This is a genomic window from Salsipaludibacter albus (assembly GCF_019798055.1).
GTDB classification, from domain to species: Bacteria; Actinomycetota; Nitriliruptoria; order Nitriliruptorales; family Nitriliruptoraceae; genus Salsipaludibacter; species Salsipaludibacter albus.
Genome location: NZ_JAHOPH010000017.1, coordinates 24406 through 38228, shown reverse-complemented (window position 1 = coordinate 38228; position 13823 = coordinate 24406). Strand labels below are relative to the sequence as shown.

At 73.8% G+C, this 13823-nt stretch carries 13 protein-coding genes; 7 read left to right on the top strand and 6 right to left on the bottom strand.

Annotation, left to right across the window (positions count from 1 at the left end; genetic code table 11):
• The first annotated feature begins 166 nt into the window (after window positions 1-166).
• Window positions 167-1285, top strand: coding sequence for a YihY/virulence factor BrkB family protein (locus KR546_RS11660; protein WP_238444886.1), 1119 nt, complete (start codon window positions 167-169; stop codon window positions 1283-1285).
• On the opposite strand, the gene KR546_RS11655 is transcribed toward KR546_RS11660, so the two are convergent.
• Window positions 1260-1883: a dienelactone hydrolase family protein gene (locus KR546_RS11655; protein WP_238444885.1), complete on the bottom strand. Its 624-nt coding sequence runs from the start codon at window positions 1881-1883 to the stop codon at window positions 1260-1262. The genes KR546_RS11660 and KR546_RS11655 overlap by 26 nt on opposite strands.
• A gap of 109 nt (window positions 1884-1992) precedes the next feature.
• Between KR546_RS11655 and KR546_RS11650 the strand changes: the two genes are divergently transcribed.
• A complete protein-coding gene (locus tag KR546_RS11650; RefSeq protein WP_238444884.1) occupies window positions 1993-2631 on the top strand; it encodes an MOSC domain-containing protein in 639 nt (212 codons plus the stop codon).
• A gap of 15 nt (window positions 2632-2646) precedes the next feature.
• Here KR546_RS11650 and KR546_RS11645 read toward each other — a convergent pair whose 3' ends face one another.
• The 4 genes from KR546_RS11645 to KR546_RS11630 form a co-directional block, all read right to left on the bottom strand.
• Window positions 2647-3426 (bottom strand): alpha/beta hydrolase, encoded by a 780-nt coding sequence (locus tag KR546_RS11645; RefSeq protein WP_238444883.1) that lies wholly within the window; start codon window positions 3424-3426, stop codon window positions 2647-2649.
• Window positions 3423-3938, bottom strand: a complete 516-nt coding sequence (tadA, locus tag KR546_RS11640; RefSeq protein ID WP_338019143.1) for a tRNA adenosine(34) deaminase TadA — start codon at window positions 3936-3938, stop codon at window positions 3423-3425. Before tadA ends, KR546_RS11645 begins: the two co-directional genes overlap by 4 nt.
• Window positions 3939-4002: 64 nt before the next feature.
• Window positions 4003-4416, bottom strand: a complete 414-nt coding sequence (locus tag KR546_RS11635; RefSeq protein WP_238444882.1) for a substrate-binding domain-containing protein — start codon at window positions 4414-4416, stop codon at window positions 4003-4005.
• 125 nt (window positions 4417-4541) lie between these two features.
• On the bottom strand, window positions 4542-5165 hold the full coding sequence (locus tag KR546_RS11630; RefSeq protein ID WP_238444881.1) for a hypothetical protein: 624 nt from the start codon (window positions 5163-5165) through the stop codon (window positions 4542-4544).
• Between the two features lie 111 nt (window positions 5166-5276).
• On the opposite strand from KR546_RS11630, the gene KR546_RS11625 reads away from it, so the two are divergent.
• From KR546_RS11625 to KR546_RS11610, 3 genes are all read left to right on the top strand, one after another.
• Entirely contained in the window at window positions 5277-5966 is a 690-nt protein-coding gene (locus KR546_RS11625) for a response regulator transcription factor (RefSeq protein ID WP_238444880.1), read from the top strand.
• Between the two features lie 4 nt (window positions 5967-5970).
• Complete coding sequence (locus KR546_RS19305) at window positions 5971-7242, top strand: sensor histidine kinase (RefSeq protein ID WP_338019142.1); 1272 nt, start codon at window positions 5971-5973, stop codon at window positions 7240-7242.
• Between the two features lie 108 nt (window positions 7243-7350).
• Window positions 7351-8052 (top strand): hypothetical protein, encoded by a 702-nt coding sequence (locus tag KR546_RS11610; protein ID WP_238444879.1) that lies wholly within the window; start codon window positions 7351-7353, stop codon window positions 8050-8052.
• A gap of 73 nt (window positions 8053-8125) precedes the next feature.
• Here the strand turns inward: KR546_RS11610 and mgrA are convergent, their stop codons facing one another.
• Entirely contained in the window at window positions 8126-9178 is a 1053-nt protein-coding gene (gene mgrA, locus KR546_RS11605) for an L-glyceraldehyde 3-phosphate reductase (protein ID WP_238444878.1), read from the bottom strand.
• A 182-nt stretch (window positions 9179-9360) separates the two neighbouring features.
• Here mgrA and KR546_RS11600 point away from each other — a divergent pair, with 182 nt between their 5' ends.
• Window positions 9361-10719 carry an outer membrane protein assembly factor BamB family protein gene (locus KR546_RS11600; protein ID WP_238444877.1) on the top strand — a complete coding sequence of 453 codons (1359 nt, stop codon included), beginning with the start codon at window positions 9361-9363 and terminating at the stop codon, window positions 10717-10719.
• A 137-nt stretch (window positions 10720-10856) separates the two neighbouring features.
• Window positions 10857-13817 carry an ATP-dependent DNA helicase UvrD2 gene (locus tag KR546_RS11595; RefSeq protein WP_238444876.1) on the top strand — a complete coding sequence of 987 codons (2961 nt, stop codon included), beginning with the start codon at window positions 10857-10859 and terminating at the stop codon, window positions 13815-13817.
• Window positions 13818-13823: the final 6 nt, after the last annotated feature.

The window sequence follows — 13823 nt, the reverse complement described above, 5'->3', positions numbered from 1 at the left end:
CGCCCGATGCAGCAACCGCCAATGGTGGCGTCCGGGGGTCGAGGTCCGTCGACGCGCCCGCAACGGCGATCGAATCCTACACCCGGGTCACTGCCGTCCGGGCAGATCGACGAACGGCAGGGTCCGGCCCGTCGCCCGGGTGTGGGGCGGTCGTCGACGTGGCAGCATGGGGGACACGCGATCCCCGGAGGTCCCGGTGGCCGAGCCACGCACCCGACGCGCGTCCGACCCGTCGGACGACGAGGTGTTGGTCCCGGCCGCCCTGGACGACCGCGGCCCGTCGCCCGGCTGGACGACCGCCGACCTGCGCACGTTCCGGCGAACCGACTGGACCCGGCTCGCCAACGACCTGCGTCGCGACCTGCAGTACCGCCACGCGACCCTGATGGCCGCCGGGGTCGCGTTCCGGGCCTTCCTCGCCGTGTTCTCCACCCTGGTCGTGGCCAGCTCCGCCCTCGCACTGGCCCAGCCGGCCGGCGAGATCATCTACCAGACCCGCAGGATCACGCTCGGGCTCCCGGCATCGGCCCGCGAGGTCCTGGTCACGCAGGTCGAGACGATCGTCCTGGCCGACAACACCGAGCTGCGCATCACCTTCGGTGTCGCCCTGCTGCTGGCCGTGTGGGTCGCGGCATCCACGATCCAGGGTGTCATGGAGGCGCTCACGGCCGCCAACGGGGGCGTCGAACGTCGTTCCTGGGTCAAGCGACGACTGATCGCCGTCGCGCTGACGCTCGGCTCGATGGTGTTCGTCGCGATCAGCCTCGCGGCCATCACCGGACTCCCGGTCGTGCTCGGCTGGTTCGACCTCGGCGAGGGAGGCTCGAGCGTGCTGGCGATCACCGGCGAGCTCATCGGCCTGAGCCTGATGATGTTCAGCGCCCTGCTGGTCATCTACCACTACGGACCGGCCGAGCCGCTGCCGTCGTGGCGCTGGACCTGGCCCGGCGCGGTGGTGGCCACCTTCGCCTGGGTGCTCGGGACCGAGGGGTTCTCGCAGGTCGTCGAGCAGGTCGGCACCTACAACTTCCGGTACGGCACGGTGGCGGGGATCGCGGTGCTGCTCCTGTGGTTGCTGCTGACCTCGTGGTGCGTGCTGTTCGGCGCGATCGTCAACGCACGGCTGGCGCGACGCCACACCCACCGCCGCTCCCCCAGCGATCCGATCCTGTCCTCGGCGATCGACGAGGCCACCGGTCGCCCCGCCGAGCCGGGCGAACCGGCCGGAGCCGCTGACCCCGACGAGTCCGTCGACCCGGTCAGTCCCGGTCCACGAAGACGCTGACCGCGTCCCACGCCGCGCTGGCGGCCTCGGGGTCGTGGGTCGGGCCCTCGGGGTCGGCGAACCCGTGGCGCGTCCCCGGGTGCACCACCACGTCCACGGCCAGGTCCTCCATGCGCATCGTGGCCTCGAGGAACGCCCGGTCGTCGGCCGAGATGAACCGGTCGGTGTCCGCGAAGTGCAGTTGGTAGGCCGCGTCGGCACCCGCGAAGTCGATGCTCTGGCTGCCGTACAGCGACACCACGCGATCCACCAGGTCGGGCCGTCGCACGGACAGCCACAGCCCGAGCGACCCGCCCATGCCCACGCCGACGACGGCCAGGCGCTCGCCCGCCGACTTGCCGGCCAACAGGTCGGCCGACGACAGCACCATCGACGCGAGCCGGTTCGGATCGGCCGCGCCAAGCGCCGCCTCGGCGGCCTCCTCGGACTCGGGTCGCGCACCGAAGTTGAGGTCGGGCACCAGCACCGTGGCCCCCGCGTCGGCCAGGCCGTCCGCCCGGGCCTTGACGGCGGAGGTCAGCCCCCACCAGGACGGCAGGAACAGGACGCCCGGACCGGGCCGCTCGGGTGGCCCCACGAAGTAGGCCTCGTCACCCATGCCCTCGGCTCCTCCCGCCAGCGTCCATGGACCGGCAGGGTACGAACCAACCTCTCTCGCCTCCGGGCGGACCCCCTACCGTGAGGGCACCCGACGGGAGGGACGCGGGATGGGCGAACTGCTCCAGGTCAACGTGGGATCGAGCCAGACCTTCCTGATCGGCGGACGGCTGGTCGAGACCGCGATCGTCAAGACCGCGACGGACGGGCCGGTCCGCCTGGGCGACGACCACGTCGAGGGTGACACCCAGGCCAACGAGGTCCACCACGGCGGCCGGGACCAGGCGGTGTACGCCTACGACCGGGCCTCCTACGACGCGTGGGAGTCCGAGCGCGACCAGCAGCTGCCCAGCGGGTTCTTCGGCGAGAACCTGACCCTGGCCGGCATCGACGTCGACGCGGCACGGATCGGCGAGCGGTGGCGGATCGGCGACGAGGTCGAGGTCGAGGTCACGTCGCCCCGGATCCCGTGCGCCAAGCTGGACTGGCGGATGCAGGACACGTTCCAGAAGACCTTCCTGCACGCCGACCGCTCCGGCGCCTACCTGCGCATCGTCACCCCCGGCGACGTCCGGGCCGGCGACGTCGTGGAGGTGGTGTCGCGCCCGGACCACGAGGTGACCGTGGCAGACGTCATGGCCCTGTGGCGTGGCGACGACGTGGCCGCCCACGTCCTGACCGCCGGCGACCACCTCCCGGACGAGACCCGCCAGCGCGCCGAGCAGCGGGCCGCACGCACGACCGGCTGACGCCCGCGTGGGCCGTCAGCCGCCGGACAGGGCGGCGACGGTCGCATCGCCCACCAGCTCGCGCGCCGTGACGTCGTCGACCTCGGCCGGGTTGTCACCACCCTGCTCGCCGTAGGCGCCGAACTGGGCGTGATTCACCCCGTCGAGTACGACGAAGCTGGCGTCGCCGGGCAGGTCGGCCCGGCTGGCCTCGACGTCGTCGGGCGTGGTCAGGCCGTCGGCCGTCCCGCTGATCGACGTCACGGCCAGACCGGTGTCGGCCAGCACGTCGCCGTTCGGGTACGACGCCCAGAACACGACCCCGTCCCAGTCGTCGGCGGTCGCCGCGGCGTGGCTCGCGGCCATGGTCCCGCCCAGCGAGTGCCCCGCGAGGAACCACGGCCCGGTCGTGGTCGCATCGGCCCGGACCCCGGCGGCGGCGTCGGCATCCAGCACCGCGAGCCGCAGGGGCATGGCGGGGATGTGCACGGTGGCGCCCGTGGCCTCGACGACCGGCGCCCACGTCGCGACGTAGGCCTCCGGCGGGACGCGCGCACCGGGGTAGAACACCACCGACGGGGCCGTGTCGGGTGCACCGCCGACGGGTGCGACGGTCACGACGTCGTCGCCGTACGTCACCTCCACGTCCGGGTCGTCCACGACGGCCTGCAGCGGTCCGGGCTCGGCATCGGGCGCCCCCAGCACCCACCAGGCCAGTCCGCCCGCCACGACCAGCACCAGCCCGACGACGGCCCAGCCCAGCCACCGCAGCCAGCGTCGTCCGCCGCGGGTCTTGACGTCGTCGCCCATGCTCATGCCCGGTCCGCGTCGCCGGCACCCGCCGGGTCCGAGGACCGACCCGCCCGGCGACCACGCCGAGCACGGAAGAACGCCCGCAGCAGGTCCCCGCACTCGTCGGCCAGGACCCCCGACGTCACGTCGACCCGGTGGTTCAGGCGGGGGTCGTCCAGCAGGTCGTCCAGCGATCCCGCCGCGCCTGCCTTGGGGTCGGTCGCACCGAACACGACCCGCGGGATGCGTGCGAGCACGATCGCCCCGGCACACATGTGGCACGGCTCGAGCGTGACGTACAGGGTCGCGTCGTCCAGTCGCCACGAACCCCGCGCGGTGGCGGCCGCCCGGATCGCCAGCAGCTCGGCGTGCGCGGTCGGGTCGTGGTCGACCTCCCGACGGTTGTGGCCGGTCGCGACCACCTCACCGTCGACCACCACCAGCGCGCCGATCGGGACGTCGTCGTGCGCCTGGGCCTCGCGCGCCAGGTCGATCGCCTGTCGCATGTGGGCCTGGTCGTCCGCCCGTGCCACCACGTCCCCTCGCTCGGTGCTCGACCGGCCACGCTACTGCGGTCGGCAACGCCACCTCCGAGCCGGGTCAGGCCCGGGGACGTGGCGCCGTGCTGGCCCGCTCGACCAGTGTGACGGGCACCTCGAGGTCGACGTCGGGCTCGGTCCCCTCGACCCCGGCCAGCAGGACCCGGAGGCTGCGCGTGCCGACCTCGTCGAAGTCCTGTCGCACGGTCGTCAGCGGCGGGGCGTAGAAGGCCGCCTCGGGCACGTCGTCGAACCCGACCACGCTGATGTCGTCGGGGATCGACAGCCCCGCCTCGCGCACCGCCCGGTACAACCCCAGCGCCATCGGGTCGTTGCCCACGAACACCGCGGTCGCGTCCGTCTCGGCCAGGAGCTCGCGCCCGAGCTCGTAGCCGGACGACGCGCTCCAGTCGCCGACGCGCACCGGGGGGACGTCGCGACCGGCGTCCTCGAGCGTGGTCCTCCAGCCGTCCACGCGCGCGGAGGCCTCGATCCCGTGGCGGCCGCGTCCCCGCTGCGAGCGAATGTTCGCGCTGACAGGACGGGTGTCAAGAGGTCGGCGTCAACACGGTGCAGGACACCTGGTGGCCGTGGTGGCGCTCAGCCGTCGTCGTCCTCGCCGTCGTCGCGGTCCTCGTCGTCATCGTCGTCACCCGGACCGCTGTGGTCGCGGTCGTCCTCGTCGACCCGGTCGACCGGACCGTCGTCCCACCAGCCATGCACCCGGGACCGGTGGTCGTCGGACTCGAACTCGACGGTCGCCCGGGCCGTGCCGTTGCCCGACAGGTCCAGGTCGAAGTCGTCGTCGCTGGGGACCGCCGCGACGACGGTCACCTGCCCGGGCGCGAACCGCAGGGTGACCGAGCCACCGACGACGCGGTAGGACCGCAGCTCGCCGACCGCGGTCGTCGCGACGTCGGTCGGGGCGGTCGACGGCTCGGGGGGCGGCGGGTCCTGCGTCGTGCCGGGCGTCGGGGCAGCGGTGTCGGCGGCCGACGGAGGCGGGCTGCCGGGATCTCGGCCGGGCGACGTCGGCAGGGCCGTGCCCGGGCCGTCCGTGGGGGTCGCCGAAGGTCCGCCCGACCCGGACGCCACGGCGAGCGCCTCGGGCGGCAGCGGTTCGACCACGCGGGTGGACACGATCTGCACGCCGGCCCAGGCCACGCCGATGGCGGCGGTGGTGACCGCCAGCCAGGCCAGGACGAGCAAGAGGGTGCGGGGCATGGCGCCAGCGTGCCGCATCGCCCCGCCGTCCACCTCAAGAGCGGGTTAAGCCCGGCTTGGGAGGTCGTCAAGCCGGACGCTCCGGGTCCGGGACGCTCGTAGGCTCCCCCCATGGCGCACGTGCTGCTCGTCGAGGACGACGCCCGGATCCGCAGCTCGCTGGTCCGGGCGCTGACGGACCGTGGCCATGCCGTCCTGGCCGAGGCCGCCGGCATGCCCGCCCTCGAGCGCGCGATCGACGACCCGCCCGAGGTCGTCGTGCTGGACCTCGGCCTCCCCGACGTCGACGGCGAGCGCTGGCTGGCGATGTTCCGCGGGCTCAGCGATGCCCCGGTGGTCGTCGCCACCGCACGGGACGGCGAGGAGGAGATCGTCCGGATCCTCGACGCCGGCGCGGACGACTACCTCGTCAAGCCCTTCTCGGCAGCCCAGCTGGACGCACGGATCCGAGCCGTCCTGCGCCGCGTCGGGACCGCGAGCACCCGTCCGGGACCGATCGACGTCGGCGGACTGCACATCGACCCCCGCGGGCGGGTCGCGACCCTCGACGGCGACGAGCTCGATCTCACCCGCCTCGAGTTCGACCTGCTCGCGCACCTGGCGGGTCGGGCGGGCGAGGTGGTCAGCCGCCGCGAGCTGCTGACCGAGGTCTGGCAGCAGCCCCTGGGCGGTGCCGACAAGACCGTCGACGTGCACCTGTCCTGGCTGCGACGCAAGCTCGGGGAGACCGCCGCGGAACCGCGCTACCTCCACACCGTCCGGGGCGTCGGCGTCAAGCTGGTCGCGCCGACCGAGGACTGACGACGTGCGGCGCCAACTGACAGTGGTCGCGGCGGCCACGACGGCGATGGTGGTCCTGGCCTTCGTCATCCCGCTGGGGTTCCTGGTCGCCACGCTGGCCGAGGAGCGGGCGCTCGCCCAGGCCGGCCAGGTCGCCGACCTGATGGCCGTGGCGCTGGTCGACGGTGGCCCCGACACCGTCCGGACCGCCCTGGCACTGGGACCGGTCGCCGACGCCGGCGAGGTCACGGTCGTGCTGCCCGACGGAACCACCGTCGGCGCCGGGCCGATCCCCAACGACGTGCTGGCCCGCGCCCAGGCCGGGCAGGGTGCGCGCGTGCCCGTGCCGGGGGGGATCGCGCTGGTGACCCCGATCGGCGGCGCCGACGACATCAGCGTGGTCCAGGTGGTCGTGCCCGAGGATCGCCTGGGTGCCGGGGTCGCGGCCTCGTGGGCCGTGATCGGCCTGCTGGGCCTCGCACTGGTCGTGGGAGCGACCCTGTTCGCCGACCGGCTCGCGCTGCGGATCACCCGACCGGTCGCCGGCGTGGCCGCGGCCGCGCGCGAGCTGACCACCGGACGACGTGACACCCGCGCCCCGGTCGACGGGCCACCGGAGATCGCCGACGTCGCGACCGCGCTGAACGGGTTGGCCGACGCGATCGACGACCTGCTGACCGCCGAGCGGGAGGGGGCCGCCGACCTGTCCCACCGGCTGCGCACCCCGCTCACGGCGCTGCGGCTGGACCTCGAGGCGATGGGCGACGCCCCCGGCATCGACCGGCTCGCCGCCGACCTCGCCCGGCTGGAGGCCGCGGTCGACCAGATGATCCGCCAGGCCCGTGCGGGCGCCGCGGGGCGAGGGCCCGCCGACCTCGCCGCGGTCGTGCGTGGGCGGCTGGACTACTGGGGCCCGCTGGCGGAGGACGAGGGGCGGGCGGTCACGGCCGACGTCACGACGGTCCCGGTGGTGGTCGGGGTGTCCGCCGACGACCTGGCGGCCGCGGTCGATGCGCTGGTCGTCAACGTGCTGCGCCACACCCCGGCCGCGACCGCGTTCACGGTCACGGTGGCCGCCGAGGCGGACGGCGCCGTGCTGACGGTGGACGACGCGGGGCCCGGGTTCGCGTCGGACCTCGTCGAGCGGGGGCGGTCCGGTGACGGCTCCACCGGGCTGGGACTGGACATCTGCCGGCGCCTGGCCGAGGAGGCGGGTGGTCGGGTGGTGCTGGGTACGCCGGACGCGGGCGTCGGTGCCCGTGTCGAGCTGGTCCTGCCTCGTCACAGCCCTCGCTGAGGGTGTGTCCGCGGCCGTTCCCGACGACTTCACCTGCTCTTGAGGTCGCGTGGAGGCGCGCTTGACCCGAGCCGGGCGACGGTGTGGTCACCAACCGAGGAGACCACCATGATGACGCGCACCAGCCTCTTGGCCGTCGGCACCGCCGGCCTGCTGGTCGTGGGCAGCGCCGGCCTGGCGCTGGCCCTGTCCGACGGCGACGTGCAGGCCGCGGCCCAGGTCGACGACTCGCCCGAGGACGACGGGCCCGACGACCGACAGGGCGACCCCTTCGCCCCGGACGACGACCCGAGCCCCGACGACAGCCCGAGCAACGACGCGGCCACCGCCACGTCCGACCCCGGACCGGACCCCTTCGCCACCGACGGCCAGACCTTCGACGTCGCCGAGGTCGGGACGGTCAGCGTCACCCGCGACGGCGTGGTGCTGGAGCTGGTCGACACGTCCGCGATCGACGGCTGGGAGGTGTTCGTGGAGGAATCGCGCGGCGACGAGGTCGAGGTGGCCTTCCGCCACGGCACCGACCGGGTCGACCTGGAGGTCGAGCTGGAGGACGGCGAGATGCGCGCCCGCGTCCGCGACCGTCGGGTCGAGGCGCATGCCGACGACGACTCGGACGACGACCGGGACGACCGCGGCAGGGACGACGACCACGACGACCGGGATGACGACCACGGCAAGGACTCCGACGACCACGACGACGACCGAGACGACCGATCGGGGCGTCGGGATGGCGACGACGACCACGATCGGGACGAGGACCACGATCGGGACGACGACCACGACGAGGACGACGACCACGACGACTGACGGTCGGGATTCGCGCCCACCCGGGGCCGGCCCACCAGGGCCGGTCCCGAGGTCGACGAGCCTGGTTCGTCGATCAGATGCGGGTGGAGTCGGCCCAGAGGTCGACGTCGTCGCTGCCCGCGCGGTCGGCCAGCAGGTCCTCGATCGCGGCCAGCTCGTCGTCGGCGAAGTCGAGGTTGTCCGCGGCGCCGACGTTGTCACGCAGCTGTTCGACGCTGCTCGCGCCGATCAGCGCGCTGGTTACGCGTGGGTCCCGCAGGGTCCACGCGATCGCCATCTGGGCCAGCGTCTGGCCGCGGTCGGACGCGAGGTCGTTGAGCCCGCGGATCCGTTCCAGCAGCTGCTCGGTCATGGTCTCGTCGTCCAACGACTTGTCCTGGGCGGCGCGTGACCCCTCCGGGATGCCGTCGAGGTACTTGTCGGTCAGCAGCCCCTGGGCCAGTGGTGAGAACGGGATGCAGCCCGCGCCGACGTCCTCGAGCGTGTCGAGCAGCTCGTCCTCGATCCAGCGGTTGAGCATCGAGTAGTTGGGCTGGTGGATCAGCAGCGGCGTCCCGAGGTCGGCGAGGATCGCGGCCGCGTCGCGGGTGCGCTCCGGTGAGTACGACGAGATCCCGACGTACAGCGCCCGCCCGCTGGTCACCGCGGTGTGCAGCGCGCCCATCGTCTCCTCCAGCGGCGTCGACTCGTCGGCACGGTGGGAGTAGAAGATGTCGACGTGGTCGAGCCCCATCCGGTCCAGGCTCTGGTCGAGGCTGGACAGCAGGTACTTGCGCGACCCACCGAATCCGTACGGGCCGGGCCACATGTCCCAGCCGGCCTTGGACGAGATCACCAGCTCGTCGCGGTAGGGCGCGAAGTCGGTCGCCAGCACCCGGCCGAAGTTGGACTCGGCCGAGCCGTAGGGCGGGCCGTAGTTGTTGGCCAGGTCGAAGTGGGTGACGCCGAGGTCGAACGCCTCGCGCAGGACGGCGCGCTGGTCGTCCAGCGTGCGGTCGTCGCCGAAGTTGTGCCACAGCCCCAGCGACACCGGGGGGAGGTCCAGCCCGGACCGCCCGGTCCGCCGGTACTCCAGCTGCTCGTAGCGGTCGTCGGCGGCCGTCCAGGGCGAGGAGGACTCGGGCATGCGAGGGCTTTCTGGGTTCGTGGACACGGCAACGCGCCCGAGCGGGCACGCCACGTCGAGGATGCCATGACGTGCGGACGCCCGCACCGCGCCGACGCCCACCAACGGTCCGTCGACGCATCGGCGATGCCCTGGTCACCCTCGTGTCGTGTCGTAGGCTCTCGGTGTCGGAGGAGGCGGACGTGACGGACACGCCCGACGCCACGTCGGGGCGGGACGTCGCCGGTGTCACGGGCGACGAGCACCCGATGGAGGTCGACTCGGGACCGACCGACCATCCCGGGCCGACCGGCACACCCTCGTGGGCATGGTGGCTCGGCGCCGTGCTGGTCGTGGTCGTCGGGGCCGTGCTCGTCCTCGCCCTGGCGTCCGACCGTCCGCCGTCCGACGTGACCGCGTCGTTCCCGACGGCCCCGACCGGACCGGTGGAGGCCACGTGGCAGGTGCCACTGGCGTTCGAGTTCGGCACGGGCCAGGTGGTGCGCCACGGCGACATGCTGGTCGTCGTCGACGCGGTCCCGGACGGTGGGCGGGTGCGGGGGATCGACGTCGCGACCGGCGACGTCGCCTGGGCGCACGAGCCGGCACACGACGAGGTGACCGCGGTCGTCACCGGTGGCACGACCATCGCGGTCGAGCAGGTCCGCACCGCCGTCACGCCCGACCGGCTGGTGGGGCGCGCACTGGAGGACGGCGCGCAGCTGTGGGAGCTCCCGGTCGACGCCAGCTTCGAGGGATGGGCCATGCCCGATGGGCGCCTGGCCGTCTCGGGCAATGGCCAGTGCGGCCAGGTCCGACCGACCGATGGCCAGATCGTCCGGCTCCAGCCGGCCCCGTCGTGCCGTCCCCGCGGCAACGACATGGTCGTGCTGACCGGCAGCTCGGTCCAGCTCCAGACCGCGGCCGGTGAGGTGGTGTACGACGAGGCCCCGACCGGGACCGACCCGCTGCGGGTCGGCGACGAGGTCGTGTCGGCCGACGGCGCTCGGGTGGTCAGCCAGGGCCCGGACGATGGCGAGCGGTGGGCACGGTCGTTCGACACCGACGTGCAGGACCTCCAGGCCTGGGGGGACGGGCAGGTCGCCGTGACCCTGGGCGGGTGCCGGGGTTCGACGAACCCGTGTGTCGTCCTGCTGGACGGCGACGGGACCCGGCGGGCCACCCTGCAGTCCGGGCTGCAGGACGCGGTGGAGGTCGACGGACAGCTCTGGGTCGTGGCTGACGGCACCGAACGGCTGGAGCTGTCCCGGCCCGGCGAGCCCCCGACCGTCGTGACCCCACCGAGCCCTGCCTTCTTCTTCGGGGCGGTGGCCGCGACCGACGTCGGCGTGCTCGCCGCGACCGACGGCATGGACGACACGGACCTGGCCCTGTACGCCTACCCGGACCTGTCGGTCACGTGGACCACGCCGATCACCGCCGGACTGGTGATCGCCTTCCCGGTCACCGATCCGGACCTGCTCGTGGTGCAGGCGGTCGAGCAGGGTGAGGATCCCGGTGCGGCGCTGGTCGCACTCCGACCGGCCGACGACGCCGACTGACCGTCCGTCGCTGTCGAGTGTGCTGATCGCGGCCACGCGCGTCCCCGAACCGCACACTCGACGACCGTGGTCGACGTGTCGACACCGGCCCGGACGATGATCGACGGGGCACACCCGGCCCCTACCCTGCGGTGGTCATGCCCGTCGAACCCGATCCCCACTACCCCGGCCCCGTGGCGCTGGGGCGTGGCGTCGTGGTCGCACCGGGTGCCCCGACCCCGCCCGGCACGTCCGCGGACGCCCCGCGACTGGTCGTGGACGACGCCGCGGTGGCCGCGCCGTCAGCACTGGTCGCGCGGCTCCACCTCGCCTGGGCACGTCGCGAGCCGGTCGTGGTCGAGCTCGCCGCGGACAACGCCGGCCTGCGCGAGCCCGAGGTCGAGACGCGCGACCCGTGGGAGCTGCCCCACGGCTTCACCTTCGAGCGCGAGCGGCTCCACTTCCTGGTGTGGGCCAACAACTACGACGCCCGCTCCGGCGACCCGATCTGGTGGCACGGGGAGCTGGCGCGTCGCCGCGGCGGCGAGGACACCCCGGACGCGGACGCGGTCGTCGACGGCGTGGTGGCCTGGGCCGACGGTGGACCCCGTGGCCCGGTCGCCGGGCTCGGCGACGACGGTGCCCCGACCGGACTGGTGCACCGCGAGTCGATCCAGGAGGGACGTCCGCGACTGCTCGGGACCACCGCGGCCGGCGACGACCTGGCCGCGGACCAGGGCGAGGCGGTCGCGCACGACGGCGGGGCGGCCCGGATCATCGCGCCGGCCGGCTCGGGCAAGACCCGCGTGCTGACCGCCCGGATGCGCCACCTGCTGGCCGACCGCGGCTACGAGCCGTCGCTGGTCACCGCCGTGGCCTACAACACCCGCGCCGCGGCCGAGATGCGCCAGCGGCTGGGCGACGTCCCGGGCGTGGCCGCCGGTGGGCGGCGCAGCGTGCGGACCTTCCACAGCCTCGGCAAGTGGATCTGTGACCTGGACGGGCGTCGCGAGCTCATCGACGAGGGCCAGCAGCGCTCGATCCTGGACCGGCTGGTGCGGACCGCCCGGATCCCCAACACCGACCCGTTCCAGGCCTACCTCGACGCACTGGGGCTGGTCCGGCTCGGGCTGGTCGACCCGCTGTCGGCGGGGCTCGCGTTCGAGGTCGACGAGTTCGACGACACGTTCGGCAAGTACCGCGCCGAGCTGGACCGCCGCAACCTGATCGACTTCGACGAGATGATCTTCCGGGCCTGCGAGCTGCTGCTGACCCGCCCCGACGTCCGGGCCCAGGCCCAGCGGCTGGGCACCCACCTGCTGGTCGACGAGTTCCAGGACCTCACCCCGGCGTTCCACCTCCTGATGCGATTGGTCGCGTCCCCGTCGCTGCAGGTGTTCGGGGTCGGGGACGACGACCAGGTGATCTACGGCTACGCGGGGGCCGACCCGGACTACCTGATCGACTTCGCGGCCGACTTCCCCGGCGCCGGCGACCACCCGCTCGAGGTCAACTACCGCTGCCCGCCGGCGGTCGTCGACCAGGTGGCGACCCTGCTGGGCCACAACCGCCGCCGGGTCGACAAGCAGATCCGCGCCGGCCGGGACCACTCCGAGGTCGCGCCGCAGGTCCACGCCGTCGACGCCGGGGCGATGGCGGCACGCACCGTGGAGGTCGTGACCGACCGGCTGGCCGACGGTGCCGCACCCACCGACGTCGCGGTGCTGGCGCGGGTCAACGCGACCCTGCTGCCGGTCCAGGTGTCGCTGGCGATCGACGGCGTCCCGCACACCAAGGTGCTGGACGTCGGGGTGCTGCAGCGGACCGGGATCCGCACCGCGCTGGCCTACCTGCGGCTGGGGCTGGACCCCGAACGGATGCAGCGCAGCGACATCTTCGAGACGCTGAACCGCCCGTCGCGCAAGGTCAAGTCGGCGGTGTCGGACCACCTCCGTGGACGGCGGTTCTCGATGGACCGGCTGCGCACCGTCTCCGAGGTGCTGTCGACCACCCACGCCACACGCTGGGACGACTACCTCGACGACGTCCAGGCCCTGTCCGACGCGATCACCGACGGGGCCGAGACCGCCGCGTGCCTCCAGCTGATCCGCAGCCGGATCGGGCTGGGTGAGGCGATGGACACGCTGGACGCGTCGCGGTCCCGGCCGGAGGGCTCCAGCCACGGCGACGACCTCGACGCGCTGGCCCAGCTCGCCCTGCTCGAGCCCGACCCGGCCAACTTCGGCCCGTGGCTGCGTGACCAGCTGGCCCTGCCGGGTGACGACGACGGCGTGACCCTGTCGACCGTGCACCGGGTCAAGGGCATGGAGTGGGACCACGTCGTGGTGTACGCCGCGACCGACGGGCTGATGCCGCACCGGCTGGCCGAGGACGTCGAGGAGGAGCGTCGCGTGTTCCACGTCGCGGTGACCCGGTGTCGCGAGTCGGTCGCGGTCGTCGGGGACCGCAATGGCCTGTCCCCGTTCGTGGCCGAGCTGTCACGGGCGGCCGACGAGCGGGCGGCCGACGACGACGACCTGCCCGAGCGGTCCACCCCGCGGGTCGTGGACGGCCGGGTCGAGGCGGTGCCGGGCGCGGTCCTGACCGCCCCCGGTGGCGTCGAGGTCGTGGTCCGACGGGTCGAGCGTTCCGGTGGGACCGACCGGGTCGTGGTCGACGTCGACGGTGCGGCCGCCCACCTGTCGGTCGACACGGAGGTGGAGGTGGAGGGCGAGCGGGCGAAAGTGGTCCGACCCCGTCGCACCACCACCAGCCCGGGGTCGCGACGCGACGGCGAGGTCGCCTCGGTGTCCCGGCTGGACGCCTACCGCCAGCAGCGCCAGGACCGGCTGTCCGGGACCGGTGCGGCGGTCGACGAGCCGGACGCGCTGACCCCCGAGGCCGAGGACCGCTTCCAGGCCCTGCGGGCGTGGCGCACCGACCAGGCGCGCGACCAGGGCATGCCGCCCTACATCATCTTCAACGACCGCACGCTCAAGGCGATCGCCGCGGCGGCCCCGACCTCGTCGGCCGAACTGGCCCGCTGCCACGGCGTCGGCGCCACCAAGCTCGACCGCTACGGCGACGACGTCCTCGCCCTCCTCGACGACCTGGCCTGATTCCCT

Coding starts and splice junctions, on each gene's coding strand:
- KR546_RS11650 (WP_238444884.1), top strand. CDS start 1,993: ATGGGCGAACTGCTCCAGGTCAACGTGGGATCGAGCCAGACCTTCCTG.
- mgrA (WP_238444878.1), bottom strand. CDS start 9,178: ATGCCCGAGTCCTCCTCGCCCTGGACGGCCGCCGACGACCGCTACGAG.
- KR546_RS11595 (WP_238444876.1), top strand. CDS start 10,857: ATGCCCGTCGAACCCGATCCCCACTACCCCGGCCCCGTGGCGCTGGGG.
- KR546_RS11655 (WP_238444885.1), bottom strand. CDS start 1,883: ATGGGTGACGAGGCCTACTTCGTGGGGCCACCCGAGCGGCCCGGTCCG.
- KR546_RS11630 (WP_238444881.1), bottom strand. CDS start 5,165: ATGCCCCGCACCCTCTTGCTCGTCCTGGCCTGGCTGGCGGTCACCACC.
- KR546_RS11660 (WP_238444886.1), top strand. CDS start 167: ATGGGGGACACGCGATCCCCGGAGGTCCCGGTGGCCGAGCCACGCACC.
- KR546_RS11625 (WP_238444880.1), top strand. CDS start 5,277: ATGGCGCACGTGCTGCTCGTCGAGGACGACGCCCGGATCCGCAGCTCG.
- KR546_RS11645 (WP_238444883.1), bottom strand. CDS start 3,426: ATGAGCATGGGCGACGACGTCAAGACCCGCGGCGGACGACGCTGGCTG.
- KR546_RS11610 (WP_238444879.1), top strand. CDS start 7,351: ATGATGACGCGCACCAGCCTCTTGGCCGTCGGCACCGCCGGCCTGCTG.